Source organism: Streptomyces sp. NPDC051310, assembly GCF_044455245.1.
In the GTDB taxonomy this organism is placed as follows: Bacteria; Actinomycetota; Actinomycetes; order Streptomycetales; family Streptomycetaceae; genus Streptomyces.
Genome location: NZ_JBITEO010000004.1, coordinates 17,442 through 42,278, shown reverse-complemented (window position 1 = coordinate 42,278; position 24,837 = coordinate 17,442). Strand labels below are relative to the sequence as shown.

At 73.4% G+C, this 24,837-nt stretch carries 18 protein-coding genes; 9 read left to right on the top strand and 9 right to left on the bottom strand.

The window, feature by feature from the left end; translation table 11 throughout:
* Positions 1-174: 174 nt before the first annotated feature.
* Together ACIA79_RS07230 and ACIA79_RS07225 are read left to right on the top strand one after the other, a co-directional pair.
* Positions 175-3,744: a serine protease gene (locus tag ACIA79_RS07230; protein WP_399427167.1), complete on the top strand. Its 3,570-nt coding sequence runs from the start codon at positions 175-177 to the stop codon at positions 3,742-3,744.
* 42 nt (positions 3,745-3,786) lie between these two features.
* A complete protein-coding gene (locus ACIA79_RS07225) occupies positions 3,787-4,746 on the top strand; it encodes a bifunctional riboflavin kinase/FAD synthetase (protein WP_399427166.1) in 960 nt (319 codons plus the stop codon).
* A 201-nt stretch (positions 4,747-4,947) separates the two neighbouring features.
* Here ACIA79_RS07225 and ACIA79_RS07220 read toward each other — a convergent pair whose 3' ends face one another.
* From ACIA79_RS07220 to eccE, 9 genes are all read right to left on the bottom strand, one after another.
* A complete protein-coding gene (locus tag ACIA79_RS07220) occupies positions 4,948-5,991 on the bottom strand; it encodes an ABC transporter ATP-binding protein (protein WP_399427165.1) in 1,044 nt (347 codons plus the stop codon).
* A 92-nt stretch (positions 5,992-6,083) separates the two neighbouring features.
* Positions 6,084-7,052: an ABC transporter ATP-binding protein gene (locus tag ACIA79_RS07215; protein ID WP_399427164.1), complete on the bottom strand. Its 969-nt coding sequence runs from the start codon at positions 7,050-7,052 to the stop codon at positions 6,084-6,086.
* Entirely contained in the window at positions 7,049-7,933 is an 885-nt protein-coding gene (locus tag ACIA79_RS07210) for an ABC transporter permease (protein ID WP_399427163.1), read from the bottom strand. Before ACIA79_RS07210 ends, ACIA79_RS07215 begins: the two co-directional genes overlap by 4 nt.
* Positions 7,930-8,970 carry an ABC transporter permease gene (locus ACIA79_RS07205; RefSeq protein WP_399427162.1) on the bottom strand — a complete coding sequence of 347 codons (1,041 nt, stop codon included), beginning with the start codon at positions 8,968-8,970 and terminating at the stop codon, positions 7,930-7,932. The genes ACIA79_RS07210 and ACIA79_RS07205 overlap by 4 nt, the downstream gene beginning before the upstream one ends.
* A 3-nt stretch (positions 8,971-8,973) precedes the next feature.
* Positions 8,974-10,782, bottom strand: a complete 1,809-nt coding sequence (locus ACIA79_RS07200) for an ABC transporter substrate-binding protein (protein WP_399427161.1) — start codon at positions 10,780-10,782, stop codon at positions 8,974-8,976.
* Positions 10,783-10,950: 168 nt separating this feature from the next.
* Positions 10,951-14,094, bottom strand: coding sequence for an SCO5717 family growth-regulating ATPase (locus ACIA79_RS07195; RefSeq protein ID WP_399427160.1), 3,144 nt, complete (start codon positions 14,092-14,094; stop codon positions 10,951-10,953).
* A 430-nt stretch (positions 14,095-14,524) separates the two neighbouring features.
* Positions 14,525-14,758 carry a DUF397 domain-containing protein gene (locus ACIA79_RS07190; protein WP_031074826.1) on the bottom strand — a complete coding sequence of 78 codons (234 nt, stop codon included), beginning with the start codon at positions 14,756-14,758 and terminating at the stop codon, positions 14,525-14,527.
* Between the two features lie 176 nt (positions 14,759-14,934).
* On the bottom strand, positions 14,935-15,648 hold the full coding sequence (locus ACIA79_RS07185; RefSeq protein ID WP_399427481.1) for a hypothetical protein: 714 nt from the start codon (positions 15,646-15,648) through the stop codon (positions 14,935-14,937).
* 50 nt (positions 15,649-15,698) lie between these two features.
* Positions 15,699-17,030: a type VII secretion protein EccE gene (gene eccE, locus ACIA79_RS07180; RefSeq protein WP_399427159.1), complete on the bottom strand. Its 1,332-nt coding sequence runs from the start codon at positions 17,028-17,030 to the stop codon at positions 15,699-15,701.
* A 181-nt stretch (positions 17,031-17,211) separates the two neighbouring features.
* On the opposite strand from eccE, the gene eccB reads away from it, so the two are divergent.
* The 7 genes from eccB to ACIA79_RS07145 all read left to right on the top strand — a co-directional run bounded on the left by eccB (position 17,212) and on the right by ACIA79_RS07145 (position 24,588).
* The gene (eccB, locus tag ACIA79_RS07175; protein WP_399427158.1) at positions 17,212-18,738 is read left to right on the top strand and encodes a type VII secretion protein EccB; all 1,527 of its coding nucleotides are present in this window, start codon (positions 17,212-17,214) and stop codon (positions 18,736-18,738) included.
* Between the two features lie 16 nt (positions 18,739-18,754).
* The gene (gene mycP / locus ACIA79_RS07170; RefSeq protein WP_399427157.1) at positions 18,755-20,053 is read left to right on the top strand and encodes a type VII secretion-associated serine protease mycosin; all 1,299 of its coding nucleotides are present in this window, start codon (positions 18,755-18,757) and stop codon (positions 20,051-20,053) included.
* A 215-nt stretch (positions 20,054-20,268) separates the two neighbouring features.
* On the top strand, positions 20,269-20,658 hold the full coding sequence (locus ACIA79_RS07165; RefSeq protein ID WP_399427156.1) for a hypothetical protein: 390 nt from the start codon (positions 20,269-20,271) through the stop codon (positions 20,656-20,658).
* A gap of 6 nt (positions 20,659-20,664) precedes the next feature.
* The gene (locus tag ACIA79_RS07160; protein ID WP_399427155.1) at positions 20,665-22,455 is read left to right on the top strand and encodes a hypothetical protein; all 1,791 of its coding nucleotides are present in this window, start codon (positions 20,665-20,667) and stop codon (positions 22,453-22,455) included.
* Between the two features lie 25 nt (positions 22,456-22,480).
* A complete protein-coding gene (locus ACIA79_RS07155) occupies positions 22,481-23,776 on the top strand; it encodes a S8 family serine peptidase (protein ID WP_399427154.1) in 1,296 nt (431 codons plus the stop codon).
* Positions 23,777-23,852: 76 nt separating this feature from the next.
* Positions 23,853-24,215, top strand: coding sequence for a WXG100 family type VII secretion target (locus tag ACIA79_RS07150; protein WP_031074841.1), 363 nt, complete (start codon positions 23,853-23,855; stop codon positions 24,213-24,215).
* A gap of 73 nt (positions 24,216-24,288) precedes the next feature.
* Positions 24,289-24,588, top strand: coding sequence for a WXG100 family type VII secretion target (locus ACIA79_RS07145; protein ID WP_399427152.1), 300 nt, complete (start codon positions 24,289-24,291; stop codon positions 24,586-24,588).
* Positions 24,589-24,837: the final 249 nt, after the last annotated feature.

Sequence of the window (24,837 nt, the reverse complement as noted above, 5' to 3'; positions counted from 1 at the left end):
ACCGTGGAGCGGGCCGGAGGCCCGCTCCACGATCCCGCTCCTCCCCGGTCCAACCCTCCCGGCGCCGACTTTCACCCACTTGGCGAGGCGCTCGGAGCGAACCGAGGGAGCGCCGGGGGGCGCTTTCGTCCCGCGTCCTTCTCCTGGTGATCATCACGGTCCTACCGTCGAACCATGGAACGCGGGGACCGGGCGACGCTGGTCAAGATCTGTGACCCGGCGGGCCGGCTGCGCGGCACCGGCTTCGCCACCGACGACCTGGGCACCGTCGTGACCAGCCACGAAGCAGTCGACGGCCTGGTACGGGTCGTCCTGCACGGGCCGTGCGGCCGCACGTTCACCGCCGGGGCCGACCACATCACCCCGCTGCCCGGCGCCGCCCTCGCCCTGGTGCGCACCGAGGGGCTCGGCGTGCGCCCCCTGCCGCTGGCCGGGCGCGAGCACGTCGCACCCGGCGGGTACGTCCGGATCGCCGCCGGCGGTTGGCGCCAGGCCCGCGTCCTCGGCACGGCCGAGGTGACCTACACCGCCACCGACCGGTTCCACCACCTCAGCGGCGTCCTCGAACTCGCCATCGGCACCGACGGCAGCGAGGCGCTGCGACTCGGCGGCGAGGCCGCGGGCGGCCCCGTCGTGGACGCGGAGACCGGCGCGGTCCTCGCCGTGCTCGGCACCGCCCTGCACGCCGAGCGCCGGGCGGCCGGCTTCGCCGTACCGCTCGCGGCGGTGGCCGCCCGCGACCCCGACGGACCGCTCGCCGCCCTCCTGCGGCGCAGCGCCGCGACCGTCCCCGCCTACGGGCGCGACCTGAACCTCGCGGGCGTCCTGGAACTCACCGCCACCTCCGGCGGCGCCGTCGGCGGGCCCGGCCACTGGCCGGACCCGGTCGAGCGGGCCGAGGTGACCGGTGCCTACGAGCTGTCCGCCGCCTCCGGGACACCGGTGCTCGCACTCGTCGGGGAGCCCGGCACCGGGCGCACCACCGAGCTCGCCGCGGTCGCCGCCCGCCGGGCCCGCGGCGCCGAGCCCGCCCCGACCGTATGGCTGCGCGGCGCTGACCTGCGCGCCGACGACACCTCGGTGGCGGACGCCGTCGCCCGCGCCCTGCGCCGGGCGGGGCGGATCGTCGCCGCCTCCGGCCGGCAGGGCCTGTGGGACGGATCGGCCGCCGCCACCCCCGAGCGCATCGCACGCCTCGCCCGCGCGGAGGGCCGCCCCCTGCTCGTCCTCCTCGACAGCCCCGAGGAGATGCCCCCGAATCTGGCCCACCGGCTGCCCGCCTGGACGGCGGGCACCGCGGCCTGGCTGCGCGCGCACGACGCCCGGCTGCTGGTCGCCTGCCGCCCCGAGCACTGGGAGCAGGCCGGCCCGCTGTACCCGGCCGGCACGGCGCGGCGCGTACCGGTCGGCGACCTCACGGCGCGGGAGGCGCGGTGGGCCCGCGCGGCGTACGGCCTGCCCGGCAGGGCCATCGCCGCCGAGGACGCCCGCCACCCGCTGGCGCTGCGGCTGCTCGCCGAGGTCCGGGAGGCGCTGCCCGGGGACGTTCCCGGGCGCCCCGGCCGCGACGAGATCTTCACCGCCCACCTCGACCTGATGTGCCTGCGGATCGCGGTGCGCCTCGCGGCCGCCGCCCGGCCCCCGGTGCGCGGCACCGCGGTGCGGCGGCTCGCCGCGCGCGTGTCCGGCCGCGTCCACGAGGCGGCCCGCCGCTGCCTGGGCGCCGGCCGGGGCGAGCTGGACCGCGCGGCGTTCGAGGAGCTGTTCCCCTGGAACGCCGGCTGGGCCTCGGCGGTCCTCACCGAGGGCCTCCTCACCCCGGCGGGCGCCGGCTACCGCTTCGCCCACGAGGAGCTCGCCGACTGGCTCCAGGGCGCCCACCTGGACGTCGACGCGGCGCTGCACTGCCTGGTGCACCGCTGGTGGGTACAGCCCGCGCCGGGGGACCCCGCTCCCGGGCCGCCGGTGCCGCGCCACCGCATCGGCCCGGTCCTCCAGGCACTGCTGCGCCTCCACCGCGTCCACGGCCCCTCGGCCCTGGCCGAGCGCCTGGAGGGCCTGATCGGCGCCCTGCACCGCCCGGACGCGCCCGACGGCGCCGGGGACGCCCTGTGGTGGGCCGCCCGGCTGCTGCGGGACGTGCTGGCCAGGGTCCCGGACACCCGGCCGTATCTGCCGGTGCTGCGGATGCTCGCCGACCGGATCACCGACCGGTCCCTGCGCGACGGCGGCCCCGGGCACCTCGGCGGGCTCGCCGCGTTCGGGCCCTCCTTCTGGGAGGGCCTCCGCCTCGGCGAGGACGAGCGCGTCGACCTGCTGCGCCGGCTCGTGCCCGCCGACGGCGCCCCCGCCGCCCCGGGCCCGGACGAGACCGCCCGGCCGCCCCACCCCTTTCCCCGCCCGTCCCACTGCTCCCCCCGCCCGTCCCACTGCTCCCCCCACCCGCCCGGCTACCTCGACACCGTCACCGCGCTGCTCGTGGCGGACCCCCGGGGCGTCCAGCCGCTGCTGTGCCGCTGGTTCGGCGACGAACGGCCGCTGCCCGCCCCGCCCGGGTCCGGGGTGCGGCCCACCGTCGCCGGAGCGGCCCAGGCGCTGCTGTACGCCCATCGCGCCCTGGCGGTCGACGACCTGTGCGAAGCGCTCGTCACCACGGTCCATCCGCGCGCCGACGAACTGCTCGCCACCCTCGCCGAGGACGAGCCGTCCGCCCTGTGCCGGGCCGTCGACCGCTGGGCCCACGACGACACGCGCCCCGGCCGCCGGGTCGCCGCCGCCGCGTACGGGCAGCTCGTCGCCCACCACGCCACCACCGCGGCCGACCGTGAGCTCCTGCGGTACGCCGCCCTCGCGCTGCTCGCCCGCCCCGGCGACCGCGCCCTGCACGGCCCGGCGCTCGGCCTGCTGGTCCGCGACCCCGAGTCCCGGGCGCACCACCTCCCGCGGGCCCTGGCCGCCTTCCGGGACGGCGACCCCGGGCTGCCCCCGAGCGCCCTCGCCGCCGCCGCGCAGACCCACCCCGAGCCGGTCCTCGCGGCATTCCGGGCGCGCCTGCGGGAGACGGGTGCCGGAACCCGGGCGGTGGCCTGCGCCGACGCCGTCCTGTCCGCGCTCGCCGACCTCCACCCGCCCGCGCTCGCCCGCCGCGCCGCCGCGCTCGTCCACGAGTACGTCTCCCTGCACCCCGAGGGCGCCGCGCACGCCGCCGCGTACCTCGACCGCCGCCTGGAGCACGGCCCGGCCGCCCGCGCGGTGCTCCTCCCGCTGGTCGCCGGCCTGCTCCAGGACCATCCCGCGCAGGTGCGCGCCGAGCTGGCCCGGATCCTCGCGGCGCCCGGCACCCGCACGTCCGGGCCGCTGCGCGACGAACTCCTCGACGTGCTCCTGGCGCACGAGTACGACCGGCGTGCCGAGCGCGACCCCGCCGTACCGGAAGCGCTCCTGCGGGCCGTCGCCCTCGGCGCCGCGCACCGGCCCGAGGCCCGCACCCGCGAGCTGGTGCACCGCACCGGCCTGCTGATGGTGCGCACCCCGGAGGGCGCCACCCGCTTCGACCGGCTCCTCGTCGAGCTCGCCCGCGAGGTGCCCGGCTTCGCGGCCCTCACCGCCGGATGGCTGGCCGCGGCCCCGGAGGACTGGGTCTTCGTCGTCGGGCCGAGCGCCCGGTGGACCGTCGGGACGCTGGGCAGTCCGATGCCGATGCGGGCCGGGAGCCACGGGCATGGCAGTCTTAGACCTGCGTAAGCGGTCCATGACGTACACGGGTTCGGGCGAGGAGCGGTCACAGTGCAGCGCTGGCGTGGCTTGGAGGACATCCCCCAGGACTGGGGGCGCAGCGTCGTCACCATCGGCTCCTACGACGGAGTGCACCGCGGGCACCAGCTGATCATCGGCCGCGCGGTGGAGCGGGCGCGCGAGCTCGGCGTCCCCTCGGTCGTCGTCACCTTCGACCCGCACCCGTCGGAGGTGGTCCGCCCCGGCAGCCACCCGCCGCTGCTCGCGCCGCACCACCGGCGTGCCGAGCTGATGGCGGACCTCGGGGTCGACGCCGTGCTGGTGCTGCCGTTCACGGCCGAGTTCTCCCAGCTCTCGCCGGCCGACTTCATCGTCAAGGTCCTCGTGGACAAGCTCCACGCCCGCACGGTCATCGAGGGCCCCAACTTCCGCTTCGGCCACAAGGCGGCCGGGAACGTCGCGTTCCTCCGCGAGATGGGCGGCACCTACGACTACGAGGTCGAGGTCATCGACCTGTACGTCACCGGTGACGCGGGCGGCGGCGAGCCGTTCTCGTCCACCCTGACGCGCCGCCTGATCGCCGAGGGCGACGTCGAGGGCGCCGCCGAGATCCTGGGCCGCCCGCACCGCGTCGAGGGCGTGGTGGTCCGCGGCGCCCAGCGCGGCCGCGAGCTCGGCTACCCGACGGCGAACGTCGAGACCCTGCCCCACACCGCGATCCCGGCCGACGGCGTGTACGCGGGTTGGCTCACGGCCGGCGGCGAGCGCATGCCGGCGGCCATCTCGGTCGGGACCAACCCGCAGTTCGACGGCACCGAGCGGACCGTCGAGGCGTACGCGATCGACCGCGTCGGCCTCGACCTGTACGGGCTGCACGTGGCGGTCGACTTCCTCGCCTATGTCCGCGGCCAGGAGAAGTTCGCCTCCATCGAGGCGCTCCTCGAAGCGATCGCGGAGGACGTCAAGCGCTGCCGCGCCCTGACGGACACGTACGACGCGAAGCTCTCCTGACGGGCCGGACGGACTGAACGGACCGGACGGACTGAACGAGTTGGACGGGTTGACCGGCTGACCGGCTGACCGGCTGACGGGCCGGCCGGCGCTTCCCGGGATCCCGGGGCGGGGCGCCGCCGGCCGGCCACCGGCCGTTGTCACCCACCCGCGGGCACCGGCCGTCCGCGGGGCCGGGTCCGCACCGTACGCCCGGGGCGGTCAAGGACCGGGCGTACCGGACGTTCCTCCGGGCCGGTCGGTCGCCGTCCGCCCGCCGGACCGGTCCCGGTCGCCGGACGGGTCCGGGGCCCAGTGGCAGGCGGCTCCCCGGCCCGCGCCCGGGAGCACCGGCAGGTCGCGCGTGCGGCAGGCGTCCGCGACGCCCGCGCGGGACGCCTCGCCCGAGGCGAGGACCTGGCACCGCGCGTGGAAGCGGCAGCCCGGCGGGATGCGCGAGGGGTCCGGGGGTTCACCCGTGAGGACCACCGGCGGCGTGGGGGACTCCGGCAGGACGGACAGCAGGGCCTGCGTGTACGGGTGCCGGGGCGCCGACAGGACCTCCTCCACCGTGCCGGTCTCCACGATGCGCCCGAGGTACATCACGGCCACCCGGTCCGCGATGTTCCACGCCAGTCCCAGGTCGTGCGTGACGACGAGCGCCGCCAGGCCCAGTTCGTCGCGCAGGCGCAGCAGCAGCGCCAGGATCTCGCCGCGTACCGACGCGTCGAGCGAGGCGACCGGCTCGTCGGCGACGATGAGCTCCGGCTCCAGGACCAGCGCGCCGGCGATGACCACCCGCTGCCGCTGACCGCCCGACAGCTCGTGCGGGTAGCGCAGGAAGAAACGCTCCGGTGGGCGCAGCCCCGCGCGCGCCAGCGCCCCGCCGACGGCGGCGCGTTCGCTCCCGTCGTACCCGTGGATGCGCAGGCCCTCGGCGACCGCGTCGTACACCGTGTGCCGCGGGTTGAGCGAGCCGCTGGGGTCCTGCAGCACGAGCTGGACGCGCCGCCGGTACGCCTTGAGAGCGCCGCTCCTGTACCGGAGCGGTGCTCCGGCGAAGGAGACGGAGCCGGACGCCGGCTCCACCAGCCCCAGCAGCGCCCGCGCCAGGGTCGTCTTGCCGCACCCCGACTCCCCGACGAGAGCGACGATCTCGCCGGCCCCGATCTCCAGGTCCACCCCGTCCACGGCGCGCGCGGACGGGCCGCCGCGCCGCCCCGGGAAGGTCACGTGCAGCCCGTCGGCGGACAGCAAGGACGTCATGCGGGGCTCCCGGTGGTCAGGACGGACGTCATGCGCGGCTCCCGATGGTCAGGACGGACGTCATGCGCGGCTCCCGATGGTCGGCGGGCACCTCATGCGGGGCTCCCGGTGGTCAGGACGCAGGCCGAGCGATGGCCCGGCGCCACCTCGGCCAGCGGCGGCACGTCGGTCCGGCAGGTCTCCAGCGCCACCGGGCACCTCGGGTGGAAGGGACACCCCGGCGGCGGAGAGGCGGGGTCCGGCGGATCACCCGGCAGACCGCGCGGTGCCCGCCGCGACGCCGGGTCCCCGATGCGCGGGAAGGCGGCGGACAGCGCACGCCCGTACGGGTGCGCGGCCGCGTCGTACACCTGCCGCGCCGGGCCCTCCTCGACGACCCGCCCCGCGTACATCACCGCCAGCCGGTCGCAGGTGTCGGCCAGCACCGCCAGGTCGTGGCTGATCATCACCAGGCTGATGTCCTGCTCGGCGACCAGCCGCTCGATCAGCCGCAGGATCTGCGCCTGGACCATCACATCGAGCGCGGTGGTCGGCTCGTCCGCGACGATCAGCCGCGGATCGCAGGCCAGCGCCATCGCGATCATCACCCGCTGCCGCTGCCCGCCGGACAGTTCGTGCGGGTACGCGGCCGCCCGGGCCGCCGGCAGCCCCACCTGCTCCAGCAGCTCCCCGGCCCGCCTGCGCGCCGCCGCGGGCGCCGCCATGCCGTGGACGAGGAGCGGCTCGGCGATCTGGTCGCCGATGCGGTGCACGGCGTTCAGCGAGTGCATCGCCCCCTGGAACACGATCGACGCGCCGGCCCACCGCACGGCCCGCAGCCGCCCCCACTTCATGGTCAGCACGTCCTCGCCGTCCAGCAGGACCCGGCCGCTCAGCCGCGCCGACGCGGGCAGCAGCCGTAGCAGCGCCAGCGCCAGCGTCGACTTCCCGCACCCGGACTCGCCCGCGATACCGAGCTTCCGCCCCGCGCCGACGGTGAGGTCGACACCGCGGACCGCCGGCACGGCGGCCGCGCCCGACCCGTACGTGACCTTCAGGTCCCTGACCTCCAGCAGGCTCAACGCCCCACCCCCAGCCGCGGGTTGAGCACGGACTCGACCGCCCGCCCGCACAGGGTGAAGGCGAGCGCGACGACCGCGATCGCGATCCCCGGCGGCGCCAGGTACCACCAGTGCCCGGACGACACCGCACCCGCCTCGCGCGCGTCCTGCAGCATGCCGCCCCACGACACGACCGTCGGGTCGCCGAGCCCGAGGAACGCAAGCGTCGCCTCGGTCAGGATCGCGCCGGAGATGCACAGCGTCGTCTGGGCCAGCACCAGCGGCATCACATTGGGCAGGACGTGGCGGCTCATGACGTGTCCGTGCCCGCCGCCGAGCGCCCTGGCGCGTTCGATGTACGGGCGCGACTCGACCGCGATCGTCTGCGCGCGCACCAGCCGCGCCGTGGTCGGCCAGCTCGTGACGCCGATCGCGAGGATCACCGTCCACATGCTCCGCGACATCACCGTCGCCAGCACGATCGCCAGCACCAGCGACGGCATCACCAGGAACCAGTCGGTGATCCGCATCAGCAGGGTCGACAGCCGGCCGCCGTAGTGGCCCGCGACGATCCCGACCAGCGTGCCGATGGCCACCGACAGCGCCGCCGCGAGCAGCCCCACGGCGAGCGACACCCGCGCCCCCCAGACCAGCAGCCCGAGCAGCGACCGTCCGAACTGGTCCGTGCCCAGCGGGAAGGCGCCGCTCGGCGCCTCCAGTGCCGTACCCCGCGCGTCCGTCACGCTCTGCACGTCATCGCCGACGAGCAGCGGCGCGGCCAGCGCCACCAGCGCGATCAGCGCGAGAGCGGCCAGCCCGCACAGCCCGGCCCGGTGCGTCCGGTACTGCCGCCAGAAGCGCCCGGCCGACTCCCGCCGCCGGGCCCGGACCAGGGACGTCATCGGCCCACCCGGGGGTCGAGCAGCGGATGGAGCAGGTCGGCCAGCAAATTCATCACGATCATCGCTCCCGCGAAGACGACGAACAGCCCTTGCACGAGCGGCAGATCGGGCACGGACAGCGCCTGGTAGAACAGCCCGCCGAGGCCGGGCCAGGAGAAGACCGTCTCCACGAGGATCGAACCGGCCGCCACATGGCCCAGGTTGATGAAGACCATGGTCACGGTCGGCAGCAGCGCGTTCGGCACCGCGTGCCGGCGGCGTACGGCATCGTCGCGCAACCCCTTGGCCCGCGCGGTCGTCAGGTAGTCGCCGCCCATCTCGTCGAGGAGCGAGGAACGCATCACGAGCAGTGTCTGCGCGTACCCGACGGCCACCAGCGTCACCACGGGCAGCACCATGTGGTGCGCCACGTCGAGGACGTACGCGAGCCCCGTACCGCCGTCGCCCGACTCCATGCCGCCGGTCGGGAACATCCCCGGCACCGGCCCGATGCCCACCGCGAACACGATGATGAGCAGCAGGCCGAGCCAGAACGACGGCACCGACCACAAGGTCAGCGCGACACCCGTGTGCACCCGGTCGCCGGTACCGCCGTGCCGCCAGGCCGTACGGGTGCCGAGCCACAGCCCGATCGCCGAGTAGAGCACCACGGCCGTCCCGGTCAGCAGCAGTGTCGCCGGCACCTTCTGCGCGATCAGCTCGCCGACCGGCGCGCGGAACTGGTACGACATCCCCAGATCACCGGTCAGCGCCTTGCCGCAGTACTCCGTGAACTGCTGCCACAGCGGCAGGTCCAGTCCGAACTGCCGGCGCAGCGTGGCCATCTGCGCGGCGGACGTCGGCTGGCCGTGCGTCATCGCCCTGACCGGGTCGCCGGGCAGGATCCGGAAGAGGAAGAAGCTGGTGACGAGGACGGCGAGCAGGGACACCACCGCACCCCCCAGCCGGCCCGCAAGGTAGCGCGGGTACGCCGTGGCCCTGCCCGGCGCCGTGACGCCGCGCCCCGCCGCACCGGCGGGCGCGCTCGCGGTCGTCACCGGCTACTCGCGGTCGTCGGCGGTGGAGCGGCGGCGGACCGCGGCCCAGACGCCGACCGCGAGGAGAACGAGCGCGGCGGGGCCGATCACCAGCCACACGCCCGTCGCGGAGCCCGGGTCCCCGCCGTCACCGGCCGCCGCCGGCTCGGCCGACCACCAGCTCCAATAGCCGTCCTGCCCCCAGAGATTGCCGGCCGCCTCCGGCATCGTCGTGATGGACGCGATGTGGTCGGTGCGGTACGCCTCCACCGCGTTCGGGTACGCCATGACGTTCATGTATCCGGTGTCGTACAGCCGCGACTGCAGCTGCTTGACGATCCCGGCCCGTTTCGCGGGGTCGTACTCGGCCGCCTGCCGCGCGTACAGCTCGTCGTACTGCCGGTCGCAGATGAAGTTGTCGGTGGCGCCGGTGTCCTTCGGGGTGGCGGGGAGCGCCGCGCAGGTGTGGATGGAGAGGACGAAGTCCGGGTCGGGGTTGACCGACCAGCCGTCGAAGGCCAGGTCGTAGTCGCCCTTCGCCCAGGGGTCCGAGACGTTGTCGAGGCAGTCGACCTTCAGCCCGATGCCGAGCTCGGACCACCACTCCTGGAGGTACTTGCCGACGGCCTTGTCGTTGGGGTCGGTGGCGTGGCACAGGATGCGGAAGTCCAGCGGCTTGCCGTCCTTGCCGACGCGCTTGCCCGCGGCGTTCTTGCGGTAGCCGGCGGTGTCGAGGAGCCGTTCCGCCCCGGCCGGGTCGTAACCCCGCTCCTGGGAGCCCTCCGGCTTCCAGAAGTAGCGGTCGAAGCGCGGGGGGATGTAGCCGGCGCCCTCCACGGCGTGCCCCTGGAAGACCTTCTCCACGATCGCCTTGCGGTCGACGGCGAGGAAGAGCGCCTTGCGGACCTGCGGGTCGAGCAGGGCGGGGTGCCCGGTGCCGAACCTCTTGCCGTCCTTGGCGCGCGCCCCCGGGTTGGTGGCGAGGGCGTAGAACCGGCGGCCGGGCGCGTCGTTGACCTTGATGCCGGGGGTGGACCGGAGGGACGCGGCCTGGGCCGGGGTGAGGTTGGGGACGAAGGAGACCTCGCCCTTGCGCAGCGCGGCGACGGCGGCGTCACCGTCCTTGTAGTACTTCAGCACCAGCTCGTCGAACTTCGGCGCCCCGCGCCAGAAGTGCTTGTTCGGCCTGAGTTTCACGTACTGGTCGACCTTGTGGTCCGTGATGACGAACGGGCCGTTGCCGACGATCGGGAACTGCTTGTCGTTGTTGAACTTCGAGAAGTCGCCGACCTTCTCCCAGACATGCTTGGGCACGATCGGGACGTCGAGCGCGGTCATCGTCGCCTGCGGCTTCTTCAGCTCGATGACGAGGGTGCGGGGGTCGGGCGCCGTGACCTTGCGGAAGTTGGCGGTGAAGCTGCCGTTGGCCGTGGCGGCGTCCTCGTCCGTCATCATCTTGTTGAAGGTCCAGGCCGCGTCCTCGGCCGTCGCCGGCTTGCCGTCCGACCACCTGGAGTCGTCGCGGACGGTGAAGGTCCACGTCAGCTTGTCGGGGGAGGGCTTCCACGCGGTGGCGAGACCCGGGATCGTCCGGGCGTCCTTGACGTCGTAGTTCGTCAGGTACTCGTAGGTCAGCCGGTGGAGGGTGGTGGAGACCAGCCGCTGCGCGAGGAAGGGGCTCAGGGAGTCCACGCTCTGCGAGACGGCGATCGTCAGGACGTTCCCGGGGCCGTCGTCGCCGGCCGCCTGCGCCGGTAAGCAGAGAAGGCTGGTGGCGGTGACGCCTGAGGCGAGAAGCAGTCTGAGGGAGCGGTGCGGAGCCATGGTGACCATGAGGTGAACCTCGCGTCGATCTCGGGGCGCCAGCTGGTGAAGGAGGTCTATCAGCGCCCGACGGCCGCGTCAACGATGCGTCAAACCCGTTGTGCGCTGCGGGAATACGACGGAGGGCCCGCACCGTGGTGACGGTGCGGGCCCTCAGTGGTCCAGTCCTCTGCCGCCTTACTGCTGAGGGGCTGGCGGCGCCTGCGGGGGCTGCTGCGCGGGCCATCCGCCGGGCGCCTGACCGGGTGCCTGGCCCGGCGCCTGACCGGGCTGCTGCGGCTGCTGCTGCCACTGCTGGGGCGGTCCGTACGGCTGACCGGGCGCGGGCTGCTGCGGGGCGTACGGCTGCCCGGGCGCGGGCTGCTGCGGCGCGTACGGCCGGCCCTGCGGCGGGTACGGCTGCCCGGGCGCGGGCTGCTGCGGCGCGTACGACTGGCCCGGCACCGGAGGCGCCATCTGCGGCGGCATGCCGCCCTGCCCGTCCCCGGTCCACAGACCCTGCGCCTGCTGCGCCCGTACGAAGTCCTCGGCGACCATCGCCGAGAGGTTGAAGTACGCCTCCCGGGTCTTCGGCCGCATCATGTCGAGGTCCACCTCGGCGCCCGCCGCGAGGTGCTCGTCGAACGGCACCACGACGACACCGCGGCACCGGGTCTCGAAGTGCTGGACGATGTCCTCGACCTTGATCATCTTGCCGGTCTCGCGGACCCCCGAGATCACCGTGATCGAGCGCTGCACCAGCTCCGCGTACCCGTGCGCCGACAGCCAGTCGAGCGTCGTCGACGCGCTCGACGCGCCGTCGACGGACGGGGTCGAGATGATGATCAGCTGGTCGGCGAGGTCGAGGACCCCGCGCATGGCGCTGTAGAGCAGACCGGTGCCCGAGTCGGTGAGGATGATCGGGTACTGCTTGCCCAGGACGTCGATGGCCCGCCGGTAGTCCTCGTCGTTGAACGTCGTCGAGACGGCCGGGTCCACGTCGTTGGCGATGATCTCCAGACCGGAGGGCGCCTGCGAGGTGAAGCGGCGGATGTCCATGTACGAGTTCAGGTACGGGATCGCCTGGACGAGGTCGCGGATGGTCGCCCCGGTCTCGCGGCGCACGCGCCGGCCGAGCGTCCCGGCGTCCGGGTTGGCGTCGATCGCCAGGATCTTGTCCTGCCGCTCGGTGGCCAGGGTGGCGCCCAGCGCGGTGGTCGTCGTGGTCTTGCCGACACCGCCCTTGAGGGAGATGACCGCGATCCGGTAGCAGGACAGCACCGGCGTACGGATCAGCTCCAGCTTGCGCTGCCGCTCCTGCTCCTCCTTCTTTCCGCCGAGCTTGAAGCGCGACGCGGCGGAGGGGGTACGGCTCGACTTGGCCTTCTGCTTGTTGTTGCGCAGCAGACGGTCGGAGGACAGCTCGACGGCCGCGGTGTAGCCGAGCGGCGCGCCCGGCACGGAGCGCTCCCGCTGGTCGTGCGCGACGGGCGTGGGCCAGGCGGCGCCGGTCCGCGGGTCGTAGGCACCGGGCTGCGGCTGTCCCGGGTGCGGCTGGCCGGGTACGACGGGCTGGCCGGGCTGCGGCTGGCCGGGGTGGGGGAAGCCGTAGCCGGCCGGGGGAGCGGGCTGGGCCTGCGGCTCCCCGGGCTGCGGCTGCGGCGTGGGCTGCGGGAAGCCGTAGCCGCCCTGCGGCGCGGGCGCCTGGGCCGGCAGGGCGCCGCCGGGAGCGGGCTGCGGCAGTGCGGCCTGCGGCGGTACGTACTGCGGTGGTACGGGCTGACCCGCGTGCGGCTGCGGCTGGGCAGGGACGCCGGGCTGGCCGGGGTGCGGGAATCCGTAACCGGGCTGAGGGGCGGGCTGGGCCTGCGGCGGGAGCCCGGCACCGGGCTGCGGCTGGCCGGGCCGGCCCGCCTGCGGCTGGCCGGGTACGACGGGCTGGCCGGGCTGCGGCTGGCCGGGGTGGGGCTGGCCGGGGTGGGGGAAGCCGTAGCCGGCCGGGGGAGCGGGCTGGGCCTGCGGCTGCGGCTGTCCGGGCTGGGGCTGCGGCTGAGGCTGCGGTGCGGACTGCGGGAAGCCGTAGCCGCCCTGCGGCGCGGGCGCCTGGGCCGGCAGCGCGGGGACGTGCGGCTGGTCGGCGGCCGGGAGGGCGGCCTGCTCCGCGCCCGGCGCCGGAGCCGGCCACTGCGGGGCCCCCGCCGGCGCGGCGGGCTGGAACGCGGGCGGCAGCGGCGGCAGGGCCGTGCCCTGCGGACCCGGCGGGGGAGACCACGGCTGGACCGGCGCGTCCGCTGCGGGCACCGGGGCCGCGGGGGCGTCGGCGACCTGAAGGCCGGTCACCGGAGCGTCGCCGTGCGCCGCCCCGGCCGGCGGTGCGTCCTGCGGTACGCCGTCCTGCGGCATCGCGTCCTGGGGCACGGCGTCTCGCGGTACGGCGTCGGCGTCGACCGGCTCCTGCGGTGCGCCGGTGTCCTCGGGTGCTTCCTCCGCGGTCTCCGCCTGGACCGCGGGAGCGGGCTCCGGTGCGTCCTCGCCGCCGGCTGCGGCCCCGGCCTCACCCTCGTTGTCACTGCGCACATCGGCCACGGCTTCGGCCTCGGCCTCCGCAACGGCCTCCGGCCGGTCCGCGGCCGGTGCGGACGCCCCGGTGCTCGCGTCCACCGGGGCGGCGGCGAGGCCGTCGTCCCCCGTGCTTCCCGTGTCCCACGCGTCCTGTGTGTCTTGCGCGTCGTGCGTGGCGTCCGCGTCGGCGGGGGTGCCGGACGCCGTGCCGTCCGCGTCCTGCGCCGCCGCCTCGGTGGAGCCGTTGCCGGAAGGCGCGGATGCCTCGGCCGACGCGGCCGCCTCACGCTCGGCGATCTCGGCCATCTCCCGCTTCAGGGCGGAGGGCGAGAAGCGCATGGTCGCGCCGCTCTCCAGGTCGCCGCCGCCGAAGGGCTGCGGCGCGTGCGGCGCTTGGGGCGTGTCCCCGGCGGACGCCTCGGCCGCGTCACCGCTCCCGTGCGGCGCCTCGCCGGCGGCCGGCGCGGGGGCGACCGGAGCAGCGGGCGGGACCGCGGGCGCCGGAGCCCCGTGCGGCTCGAAGCCGCTGCCCGAGGGCAGGCCGGGCACGTACACCGGCTGGGCCCCGGGCGGCGGGGGAGGTGCGGACCCGGGCGTACCGCCCTGAGCGGGCACCGACGGGGACGCGCCACCACCGGAGGTGTCACCCGCGTTCTGCGTGTACCAGGCCGGCGGGGTGTAGTCGATGGTGAACTCACCCGTCATCTCGACGGGATCCGCGTCGGACTCGTCGACGGGAAGGTCCCAGCTCCCGTGGATGTCGTCCCGATCGCCGTTCACTTTGCCTCCTGGTGTGGTCGAGCACCCTTGTGTCGTGGTGGGCGGGGGCCACCGCTGACGTCCGATCGGCCCGGCTCTCCCCCTGGGACGCGGCGCATGCGGCTGTCCGTCCGTCCACGGCGCCCTGACCCCACCCTAATCGTCAAGGGTGCCGGACCGGCAGGCCCGTCCACGGTCGCCCGCCGTCCCCCGCGCCCCGCACTGCCCGTTGGTGACACGGGTGGGGCGCAGCGTGAAGAGCACGCCGGGCGAAACCGGCACAAGCCCCATGAAAAGAAAGGGGCACCCGTGCCGGGGCGGGTGCTGCTCACGATTCCGTCTCGGCAGCGACGAGCCGTACGACGCGAGCCGTACGACGCGACCCGTACGGGTGCCGACGCGGGCGGCACGACCGGGGCGGCACGACGCGAGCCGCACCACGGGAGCCGCGCTACTGGAGGTCGAACTCCCCGTCCCGCGCCCCGAGCACGAACGCCCGCCACTCCGCCTCCGTGTACCGCAGGACGGTGTCGGGGTCGAGGGACGAGCGCATCGCGACGGCGCCGCCCGGCAGGTACGCGATCTCGACGCGTTCCTCGTCGGCGCTCGTCCCGGGAGCGCCCTGCCACTCGACACCCGAGATGTCGAGGGCGTACAGCTCGTCCTTCTCCTGTGCGCTCCCCATGAGGCTTCCTCTCGATCACGGTCGCGGCGAACGGATCCCAAACAGCCTGTGGCGACGCGTAGTTGTTCGTAGCTGCGCGTCACCGTCGTCCCAATCCTAGGCCACCCGAGGGGCGCGGAAACGTGCATCGGGCGGCCGGAAAGAACCGGTGGGCGACGGGAGAGCAGCGCGGGATCTCAGTCCATGCGGCGGGGCATGCCCAGCAGACCCGACTCCGCGTCCGTGGCGTTCGTCATCACCCAGTGGCGCTCGCGCCCGGAGCACCACAGCGTGACACCGTCCGCCAGGGTGGGCAGCGCCTCCGTCTCGGCCCGGGACAGCCCCAGGATGCGGCCGATCTGCTCCGCCTCCTGCGGCGACACCCGCTGGACGCCCACCAGCGTCGACGCCCGCATCAACCGGGGCGCGACCGGGCTCAGGTACGGCAGCAGCGTCAGCACGGACTGCCAGGGCGAGGACACCACCCGTCCGCGCGGGGGCCGCATGCCGCAGTCCCGTACCACCAGGACGGGGCTGCTCACCGTCGCTCCCATGGGCGGGACGCGCCCCACGTCGTGCAGTGTGACGCACTCCAGGCCGGCGCCCGCGGTCTGCGCCAGGACGGTCCACTCCTGCGCACGGCCGGTCTCCACCGCGACCCGTGCGCCGGTGCCCGCCGCGCGCAGCGCCAGCACCTGGGCCGTCCACAGGCCGCCGATCAGCAGCACCTCGTACGGCGTCGAACGGTGGAAGCCCACCATCTGCGGGCGTCCCTCGGCGTCGTCGCCGATGACCACGCCGTCGTCCCCGACCGGCAGCGACAGCGCCGCCAGGTGGTCCGTGGCCACGGTGTGCCCGGCGTGACGCGGGCCGAACATGCCCCGCAGGCCGCGCCTGCCGCGTGCGGACATCGGTGCCGACGAGGCCGAAGCGGCGGTCGGGCGGGATGCGGTACGGGCCATCAGCGGGCACCTCCCAGCGGCAGCGTGGCGAGCACGCCCGGCAGCTGTTCACGGTCCAGCCGCAGCAGCCCGACCTTCGCGGTCCGGCCCGCCTGCTCCAGGGCCCGCCGCACCCCGACGAGTTCCGTGTCGGAACCACCGGTGATCCGTACGTGTCCGAGCACGTTCATCGCCCCCTGGCGCGTGCCCCGCCGCAGCGTGAGGCTGATGGTGGTGGCGTACGCCGGGACGGCGGTGAGCAGCGCGATCAGCTTGGGCAGCGGTGACGCCCCCCGCCCCAACTCGGGCCAGCGCCCGACCGCGTACGTGGTGTGCCAGCGGTCGTCGCACCGCCACACCCGGGACGTCTCGGCGGTACGGCGCTGCGGCGCCGCGTCGCCCCGGCTCGCACGGGCGGCGAGCCGCGGGCTGGCGCAGGCGGCGATGGCCACGGTCGAGTTGAGCTCCTCCTGGTCCAGGACGACCGCCTGGAAGCCGGCCCCGGTCATGCGGCTCGCGACGTGGTCGGCCACGCGCACCAGGCAGCGCTGGGCGCCTTCGATCCCGCCGCCGCGCGCCGCCACCGCCTCACGGCACAGCTCCGGGTCGAGCTTCACGGCCACCCAGGTCATGCGCAGGGCCGGAGCGCCGGTCCGCTCCTGCAGCGGGGCGTACGACAACCGCGCCACCGACTGCTGGGGCAGGTGCGGGGCGGGCGCCGGGCGGACGTGCTGCACGACCTGGACCGACTCCAGCACGATGTCGTCCACTTCCAGGGCACCGCCCAGGACCGACAGGGGCAGCGCGCGGGCGCCGAACGCGGGGCGCAGCGCGGAACCGCTCGCCTCCACCCGTACGACCGCGGTGAGGAAGGTGCCGTCACCGAGCATGCCGACGGTGCGGCGCTTGGCGTCGACGAAGGGGTACGGGCCGAAGTCCGGCACGCTCTCCGCGACGGCCGCCAGCGACGGGTCGACGTCGGGCGCGGCCGGCGCGGCGGCCCGCCGGCGCGCGCGCATCGCGAGGACGGTGGACAACCAGTCCGGAAGCGCCTGGCCGCGCCGGCGTATCACGGCGAACAGCACCAGTACGCAACCGAGCACACACGCGGGCACCAGCCACAGATCACCGAGGGCGACACCGACCGCGGCGAGTGCGAGCGCCGACTCCACGAGCACCAACTGGCGCAGCTGCAGCGGACCGAGGCGGCTGTGGCCCGACACCGGGCGCAGTGTCGTCGTCGCGGGGACGGCCGGCGGTGGAGCCGCAGGGGCGTTGCTGCGTTGCCGTCGGGAAGTATCAGGGGCCCGACCGGTAGTCCGCCCATTGCGCGCGCGCGTCGCCGTACCCATCGCCGCGTTGCCCCCTCGTGTCCGTAATTCCCAAATTCCCATGGGCGTTGGCCGGGCGATCACCCTACCTGAGCAGTAACACGCAGCCGCCAGCAGGCATAGTAGAGGTCGCCACGGCGGCAGGGCCCGCGCGATGCGGGTGGGAACCTGGCAGCCCAGCGGGGAGAGGGACAGCAGATAAATGGCATCACGTCGGGACGAACTCAACGCCTACACCTTCGCGAAGCGAAGGCTTGTCGCGCAGTTCGTGCAGCCGAACGCGACCGGCTCGGAGGAGGCCGCGCCACGGCCGCTGCGCGCGGTGCTGCCGGGGGCCATCGTCGGTGTGGTGGTGCTCGCGGTGTTCGCGGCCTGGGGCATGTTCAAACCGGTGGCTCCGCAGGGCTGGGACCGGCCCGGCGAGAACGTCATCATCGCCAGTAAGTCCACCACCCGCTACGTCGTCCTCAAGACCGGCAGGAAGACGCAGCTGCACCCCGTCCTCAACATGTCGTCGGCCAAGCTGCTCCTCGACCCCGACAAGGGCAAGGTCATCAACGTCGACGAGTCCGTGCTCGACAGCGGCCGCATCCCGCACGGCGCCACCCTCGGAATCCCCTACGCCCCCGACCGGCTGCCCGACCCCAAGGACGCCGGCACCGCCAAGCGCTGGGCCGTCTGCGAGCGCCCGGGCGAAGGCGGCCGGGCCATCCAGAAGGCGGCCTTCGTCCTCGCCCAGCGCGAGGAGAAGAAGACCGAGGGCAGCGACCGCCTGCGCGGCGGGGAGCTGCTGTACGTGGAGGGCCCCGACAAGAAGCGGTACGTCGTCGACGCCCAGGGCACCGCGTACCCCGTGGAGGAGGACGAGCTGCTCCTGCGCCAGCTCGTCGGCCAGGGCCGCGCCGCGCAGCGCGTCTCCGCCGCCTGGCTGGACACCCTCCACAAGGGCGACACCATCAGCTTCCCCACCGTCCCCGGCACTGCGGGCGAGGACGCGGACGTCCCCGGCGACCTGGACCCCGCCACCAACAAGGTGGGCATGGTGCTCACCGCCACGGACGGCACCCGCGACCAGCAGTACGTCGTGCTGCGCGGCCGGGTCGCGCCCGTCTCGGACTTCACCGCCAAGCTGCTGCTCAACAGCCGCCAGCTGATCAAGCTGGGGCAGGCGGGCCGGGCCACGTCGGTCAGTGCCGCCGCCTTCCAGCCGAGCGAGGCGTTCGGACAGGACAAGAAGTGGCCGCGGTTCGCGCCCAAGCCCGTCAACGAGGCCGGTACCGCCGAGGGCAGCCGCAACACCGTGTGCAACGTGCTGCGCGACGTGGACCGCGACAACGGCGCCACCACACTCAGCACCTGGGCGGGAACCGACTTCCCCGCCCCGCTGCCGACCGGGTCGAGCAGCGCCTACGTCACCCCCGGATCCGGCCAGCTCTTCCGCCAGTACAAGGGCGCCAGGACCGACACGGGCTTCCTCTTCCTCGTCACCGACACCGGGCTGCGCTACGCGATGCAGTCCAACGGTGACAACGCCACCGACGACTCCGGCATCGGTGACTCCGGCTCGGAGAAGGAGAAGCAGGCGCGGATGATGGAGGCGCAGCAGGCGCAGAACAAGCTCGGGTACAAGAACGTCGTGCCCGTGCCGGTGCCGGCCGCGTGGTCGACCTTCCTGCCGACCGGGCCGCGCCTGTCGAGCGGCGCCGCCGCCCAGCCGCAGGGCTCCTGAGGCAGGGGCGACGACGATGACGTACACGAAGACGAGCACCGACGCGGGCGCGGGCACGGCCGCGCGCCGCCCGCACACCTGCCGGCGCCTGCGGACCGCCGCCGCGGCCACCGCGGTCGCGGCCCTCACGGTCCTCACGCTGCCCGCGCCCCCCGCCGCCGCGGAGGAGTCCACGCAGTGCACCTTCCCGGGCAAGACCTACGAAGGCCGTCCGTGGGCGCTGCAGCGGGTCCTGCTGGACGAGCTGTGGAAGCAGTCCACCGGCAAGGGCGTGCGGGTCGCCGTCATCGACACCGGCGTCGACGTCAAGCACCCGCAGCTGGCGAAGGCCGTCGACACCGGGAGCGGGGCGAACCTGCTGCCCGAGAAGGACGCGAAGGGCGACAAGCTCGACCGGGGCAAGGCCGACGGCACCACGGACACCGTGGGCCACGGCACCAAGGTCGCCGGCATCATCGCCGCCCGCCCCGCCAAGGGCACCGGCTTCGTCGGTCTCGCACCGGGCGCCACGATCATCCCCGTCAAGCAGAACGACGCGGAGGGCAACGGCACGGCCACCTCCCTCGCCCGTGCCATCCGGCACGCCATCGACGAGGAAGCCGACGTGATCAACATCTCCCAGGACACCGCCAACGCGGTGGAGCCGGCGCCGGAGCTGAAGGAGGCCGTCGACGCGGCGCTGGAGCAGGAGATCGTCGTCGTCGCCTCGGCGGGCAACGACGGCCTCGGCGGCAACGTCAAGAAGACCTATCCCGCCTCGTACGAGGGGGTCCTCGCGGTGGCCTCCTCGGACCGCAACAACGAGCGCGCCGCCTTCTCGCAGTCCGGGGATTTCGTCGGCGTCGCCGCTCCCGGTGTGGATATGATCTCCACCGTTCCCGGCGGCGGTCACTGCGCGGACAACGGCACCAGCTTCTCCGCGCCGTACGTCGCCGCCGTCGCGGCCCTCATCAAGAGCAAGCACGACACGTGGACGCGGCAGCAGATCGTCGCCCAGATCCAGCAGACCGCCGAGCGTTCGGTCGCGGGACACGACCGCCTCGTCGGCTGGGGCGTCGTCGACCCGGTCCGTGCGCTGACCGAGGACGACAGGCCCATCGAGAAGCCCGTCGCCCAGGAGGGCCTCACCCGCGCCGAGGCACCCACCCCGGCCATGGCCCACCTCGGCGAATCACCGGAGGAACGCACGGCCCGCCTCGCGACGTACGTGGTCGTGGGCGGCGGGGTCCTGGTCGCCGCCATCGCCGGCGGCGCGGTCGCCGTACGCGATGCACGGCGCCGCGCGAGACGGGTCGCGACCGGGGCGGGCGGCTGACGTTGCAACCGCACTGCGGGGAACAGGCGTGATGGACAAGGCACTTCAGTTGTCATAGCCAGTGACTAGAGTGGCTGTGGCACAGAGATGTGCTGGACGACTGAGTAAACGGGGAGGCATGAGCAACGTGCTCGTGGCTGTAGGTATCGGGGGCGACGGCTGTGGCGAGTGACCTCGAGCGCGGTGTAGGCGCGCTGAAGAAATTCCGTGACCGGGTGAACGACGTCCTGTCGAACCTCGAAGGAGCCACCGGCACCGGTTCCAAGGTCGCGAACGAGCGCATGACCCGCAGCTCGCTCGGAGTCGGCATGCAGTTCGCCGAGGCGGACGGCTTCTACACCCAGTACAACCGCGTCCACAAGGCGCTCGTCTCGCTCTCCAAGTCCCTCAACGACCAGATCGAGATGTACAGCATCGCGGTCCACGCGGCCGATGTCGGCTACGACAACGTGGAAGAGGACATGCGCCGCCGGTTCCACGTCATCCACGCGCGGCTGGACAAGCAGTACGACGACGCCGTGGACCGCCGGAAGGCGAAGGACAACAGTGGTGCGCCGGAGCAGCCTCGCAACGACAACCAGTCCGCCGATGCGGACCTGGGGTGATGACCGATGACTGACAACAAGCCGCCGACGCTGCCGGATCCCGAGCAGCAGGCCTCGCAGGCACAGCAGCAGCAGAACGCCGACGACGCCCAGATCCACGGCCAGTTCGCCGCCACGGACATGGCGCAGCGCGTCACCTCGATCCTGAGCGACGTCTTCGGCTCCGGCACCGGGGTCAGCCTCTTCGGCAAGACCAGCTTCGAGAACGCCCCGCTCAACGCGATGCTCGACCTCCTGGACAGCGCCAACCCGGAGGACCTGGAGCAGGCGGGCATCGCGCTGACGGACGCGACGACCGCCCTCAACAAGGCGGCGACGGACCTCGCCCACTTCGTCAAGGACACCGACTGGGAGGGCCAGGCGGCCAACGAGTTCCGCCGCTACGGCGCGGAGCTCGTCACCTACACGTACGGCCTCGGCACCTTCGCCAACACGGTCGGCGAGCAGATGAAGGTGGCGAGCACGGGCCTGGCCTCGGTCCGCAACTCCAAGCCGCCGCGCGACGGCCGGCCGGTCCAGAAGAAGCCCGACGACTTCGCGATGCCGGAGCGCACGCAGGACAACCAGGACTACCAGAAGGCCCTCCAGGTCGAGAAGGACCGCCAGGAGGCCATCAACCAGATGAACCGCCTGGCCTCCTTCTACGCGGTCTCGGAAAGCACCCTGGCGGCCCAGGAGCCACCGACACCGCCGAAGCCGTTGGATGTGGCGGTGCCGCTGCCGTCCGGCGGCATCTATGACGAGTCCCCTTCGCAGGGGGCTACCGGGTCGGCCGACCTTCGGCAAGCGACGGCCACACCCACCTCCGTGAGCCGCGCCAACACCACCGAGGTCGAAAGCGCGTCCCGGCCAGACGCGTCCGGAAGGCCCGTTGAAGTCCCGGACAAGCCCGTCGCGCCAGTGGGCTCGAACCCCTCGGTGGTCATCGACACCGTTGCGACGCCTCCCGCTCCCACGGCGCCCGTCGGCACTCCTCCGACCGCGCCGACCCCGAACCCGACGGGCCCGACCAACACTGCACCTCCGCTGATCGGCCCCATCGGCACGCCTCCGCGCGGCATCACTCCGCCCAAGACCATCGGCACGCAGGGGGTGCCCCGGCCCAGCGGGCAGGGGCCCACCACGGTGGGCCGTCCCACGGGCAACGGCCCGTCGAGCGCGCGTCCCACGGGGCCGGTCGGACGGCCCGGCATGCCCGGTCCCACTTCTTCGGGACCGGCAGCCGGACGCAGTGCGAACCCCGTCGGCCGTCCGGGAATGATGGGAACCGGTCCTGGCCCGGCCGGGCGGAACGGCCTGGTGGGCGGTACGAACCAGACCCCGATGGGCGGCCGTCCGGGAATGCCCGCTCAGGGGCCGGCCGGACGTCAGGGTCCCTCGGCCGCCCCCCGGGGTGGTCACTCGAACGGGATCGTCGGTGGCACGCCGCAGCGGCCCACGGGCGGAAACACCGGAGCACGTCTCCCCAAGGGAACGGTCATCGGTGGAGAAACTCCCGCCGCGGGTCGCCCCTCCACTGCCCGGCCGAGCCAGTCCGGGGTCATCGGAGCCCACCAGGGGGCCGGTGCGTCTCGCCCCACCGGACGCGGCACGCCCAGCGTGAACGGTGTGGTCGGGACTCCTCGCAGCGCCACGGGACCCGCCGGTGCAGCCGTTGCGGGTGGTCGTGGTGGCCAGCGCCCGTCGCGTGACGAAGAGCAGGAGCGAGCTGGCTCAACCCGCCCGGACTACCTGACCGAAGACGAAGAGACGTGGACAGCGCGGCGACGCGGTGCTGTGCCACCGGTGATCGACTAGGCACTCGGAAGGTTCGGAAGTCAGGATGACGCCAGTAATGAGCCAGGTCCCGAAGCGCAGCACTTCCACCGTGCGGCGCGGCCTGCTCTGTGCCGTGGCAGCGGCAGGAGCGTGGGCCGTGGGTATCAGCGGTTCGGCCACAGCAGCGACCATCACGGATCCACAGTCGAAGCAGTGGTACCTGGACGCCATGCGCGCCGACGAGATCTGGAAGACCGCCACGGGCAAGGGCATCAAGGTCGCGGTCATCGACAGCGGCGTCAATCCCTCTACGCCGTCCCTCAAAGGTCAGGTGTTGAAGGGGAAGGACCTTACGGGCGTCAAGGGTGAGGAGACGGACGACCTCACTGGGCATGGCACGACGATGGCTGAGATCATCGCCGGCACAGGCGCAGGGGGCGGCATCAAGGGATTGGCGCCGGCGACGAAGATCATCCCTTATCGAGTGTCCGACACTGAGCTCCAGAACACGGAGAAGGTGAACGGCTTCGATATGCGCGACGCCATTCGTGCGGCTGCGAGCAGCGATGCCCAGATCATCAACGTGTCGATGTCAAGCGACTACTACAACTCCGCAGTGCGTGACGCAGTTAAGTACGCGCAGAGCAAGGGGAAGCTTCTCTTCGCTGGTGTCGGAAACGGTGCGAAGAAGGGCAACAAGCCTCAGTATCCGGCCAGCTACCCGGAAGCTGTTGCGGTTGCAGCGTCCGGCCCGGACGGCAAGGTGGCCGACTATTCCCAGCATGGCGACTTCGTAGACATCGCAGCTCCTTCTGGCGCCATCCCTCGCTGGTGCGACGAAACCTTCAAGGCCTACTGCGACGGCGACGGCGGTACCAGCTCCGCCACCGCCCTCGCCTCCGCCACCGCCGCCCTCATCTGGTCCAAGCACCCCGAGTGGACCGGCAACCAGGTCCTCAGGGTGATGTTCGAGTCGGCCAGCCGAGGCGACGACTGGAAGCCCGGCAGCGTCAGCAGCTTCCTCGGGCACGGCATCGTCCGTCCCAACGCCCACATCACCCGGGGGCTGGGCAAGCCCGGTGACCCGAGCGTCAGCCCCCTGACCAACGAGAAGGTGGGCGGCGTCCCCGGCGCAGGCGCCTCGTCCGGCGCCACCGCCCCGTCTGCACCAGCTTCGTCACAAGCCCCGCAGGCCAAGCCCGGGAGCGACGCGATCGTGGCAGGCTCCGGCGAGAAGGCCGGGGCCGAGGCCGGGACGGGGAGCAACAGCCGGATGGGCCTCATCATCGGCGGGGCGGCAGTCGTGGTCGTCCTCGCGGGAGCGGCTTTCGCCGTCCTCCGGCGCCGCCGCAGCGCCTGACCCACAGAAACCACCGCTGCCGATGTGAACCGACACGTCGCAGCTCCGTGAGAACCCAAGAAAGGAAGAGCGACACATGGCAGTCCAGAAGGTTGGCGATCAGAGTCTCAAGGATTTCCAGGACGAGATCTCGAACCGCTTCGAATCCGTCAAGGGCCAGCTGAAGAGCCTCCAGGGCGTCATCGACAGCCTCGAGGGCAACTGGAAGGGCATCGGTGCCGGTGCCTTCGACACCAAGCAGACCGAGATCAACCAGGCCATGGTGCGTATCGCGAAGCTGCTGCTGAACTTCCAGGAAGCGATCCAGGTCACCCGTACGACCGCCGGCAACACCGAAGACGAGGTGGAGAAGGCGCTGCGCGGTGTCGACGTGACCGGCGGCTTCTCGGGTGACGCTGCCGCGACGCGCCGCGCCACCTCGAACATCGCCAGCCTCTGACGCGCAACCGCGTCAGCACTTACGTCAGCACCCATTCCACAGTTCAGCACACACAAGGCATTTGGAGGGCTCAGTGCCACGAGCAACCGATGACGTGATGGTCGTCACCTACTCCTCCCTGGAGCAGGCCGCGACGACGATCGAGACGCAGGCGAAGAACCTGGACGAGGCCCTCGAGGCCATCCAGGGGAAGATCCGCAGCATCTCCTCCACCTTCGAGGGTGAGGCCAAGACGGCCGCGGACGGCGCCCACAAGCAGTGGGACACCGAGACCCGCCTGATCCACGAGGCCCTCAAGGGCATCGCCAAGGCGGTCCGTGAGGCCGGCCCGGCGTACCAGGCCGGTGACAAGAAGGCCGCCGGCTACTACTAGGAGCTGAGTGGCGGTCGGAACGACAGGGTGGGCACGTGCGGGAGGTGCCCACCCTGACTCGTTCTCTCGCGAGAGTCCGATCAGGCTTGGGCCGAGGTGATCCACACGGCGCAACGAAGGCAGGAAAGGGCTTCCGCAGCCGAGCTGTTGGGGGGAACCGGTCGGCAGGTGGCTTGGCCACCTCGGCTCTAAGCCTTGACCGGGGCGGCCGACCTGGCGGCCTGCTCGATCTTCGCGCAGTAGGCCGCA

Excerpts from the sequence above, each read along its gene's own strand:
- ACIA79_RS07230 (WP_399427167.1), top strand. The coding sequence starts at position 175 with ATGGAACGCGGGGACCGGGCGACGCTGGTCAAGATCTGTGACCCGGCG.
- ACIA79_RS07220 (WP_399427165.1), bottom strand. The coding sequence starts at position 5,991 with ATGACGTCCTTGCTGTCCGCCGACGGGCTGCACGTGACCTTCCCGGGG.
- mycP (WP_399427157.1), top strand. The coding sequence starts at position 18,755 with ATGACGTACACGAAGACGAGCACCGACGCGGGCGCGGGCACGGCCGCG.
- ACIA79_RS07210 (WP_399427163.1), bottom strand. The coding sequence starts at position 7,933 with ATGACGTCCCTGGTCCGGGCCCGGCGGCGGGAGTCGGCCGGGCGCTTC.
- ACIA79_RS07155 (WP_399427154.1), top strand. The coding sequence starts at position 22,481 with ATGACGCCAGTAATGAGCCAGGTCCCGAAGCGCAGCACTTCCACCGTG.
- ACIA79_RS07160 (WP_399427155.1), top strand. The coding sequence starts at position 20,665 with ATGACTGACAACAAGCCGCCGACGCTGCCGGATCCCGAGCAGCAGGCC.
- ACIA79_RS07185 (WP_399427481.1), bottom strand. The coding sequence starts at position 15,648 with ATGTCCGCACGCGGCAGGCGCGGCCTGCGGGGCATGTTCGGCCCGCGT.
- eccB (WP_399427158.1), top strand. The coding sequence starts at position 17,212 with ATGGCATCACGTCGGGACGAACTCAACGCCTACACCTTCGCGAAGCGA.
- eccE (WP_399427159.1), bottom strand. The coding sequence starts at position 17,030 with ATGGGTACGGCGACGCGCGCGCGCAATGGGCGGACTACCGGTCGGGCC.
- ACIA79_RS07200 (WP_399427161.1), bottom strand. The coding sequence starts at position 10,782 with ATGGTCACCATGGCTCCGCACCGCTCCCTCAGACTGCTTCTCGCCTCA.
- ACIA79_RS07190 (WP_031074826.1), bottom strand. The coding sequence starts at position 14,758 with ATGGGGAGCGCACAGGAGAAGGACGAGCTGTACGCCCTCGACATCTCG.
- ACIA79_RS07150 (WP_031074841.1), top strand. The coding sequence starts at position 23,853 with ATGGCAGTCCAGAAGGTTGGCGATCAGAGTCTCAAGGATTTCCAGGAC.